Annotated in this window: 1 protein-coding gene; it reads right to left on the bottom strand. The window is 68.2% G+C overall.

Annotation, left to right across the window (positions count from 1 at the left end; genetic code table 11):
- A partial coding sequence (gene dnaG / locus MOV75_RS39740; RefSeq protein ID WP_247008311.1) for a DNA primase occupies positions 1-936 on the bottom strand: 936 nt, incomplete at both ends.

A 936-nucleotide genomic window follows, 5' to 3' on the forward strand; every position in this document is an offset into this window, starting at 1 on the left:
GCAAAGGCGCGCTGCAGCCGCTCGACGAATTCGTCGCGATAATAGCGCCGCACCACCTCGTCGCGGATGCCGCCCGTCAGCTCCTTGATGCGCGCTTCCAGCGCGGCGCGGCGTTCGGGGGTGGCGAAATTGCCGCCTTCGAGCTCACGCGACCAGATCATGTCGGCGAGCGGACGGGCAGCTCCGATCACCTCCTCGATCGCGCCGCGGCCCCCGGAGCGGGCGAGATCGTCGGGGTCCTGCCCCTCCGGCAGCAGCGCGAAACGAAGACTCTTGCCGGGTGCGAGGAAGGGCAGCGCGAGATCGGCAGCGCGATACGCTGCCTTTTGCCCCGCGCGGTCGCCGTCGAAGCAGAGGATCGGCTCGTCCGCCATCTTCCAGAGCAGCGCGAGCTGGCTCTCGGTGAGCGCGGTGCCGAGCGGCGCGACGGCGCCCGCAAAGCCCGCGGTCACCATCGCGATGACGTCGACATAGCCCTCGACCACGACCAGCACGCTGCCGTCATGGGTGGCTTTGCGCGCGGTCTGGTGGTTGTAGAGATTGTCGCCCTTGTGGAAGAGCGGCGTCTCCGGCGAGTTCAGGTACTTGGCCGGAACGTCCTTCTCCAGCGCGCGCCCGCCGAAGGCGATGACGCGGCCACGCAGGTCCGTGATCGGAAACATCACGCGGTCGCGGAAGCGGTCGTAGGGAACGGGAATGTCGTCGCCGGCCACCAAAAGCCCGGTCTCGACCATGTCCTCGACGGAGATTCCGAGCTTGCCGAGATGCTCCTTCAGCGCGAAGCGATCGGGCGAGGCATAGCCGAGGCGGAACTGCAACTGCGTCGCCGGCGAGATGGCGCGGTCGGCGAGATAGCCGCGCGCTTTCGCGCCGACGCGCGAGGCCAGCGTCTCCGCGAAATAGGTCGCGGCAAGATCCATGACGTCATGCAGCGTG

Source organism: Bradyrhizobium sp. PRIMUS42 (assembly GCF_023006515.1).
In the GTDB taxonomy this organism is placed as follows: domain Bacteria; phylum Pseudomonadota; class Alphaproteobacteria; order Rhizobiales; family Xanthobacteraceae; genus Bradyrhizobium.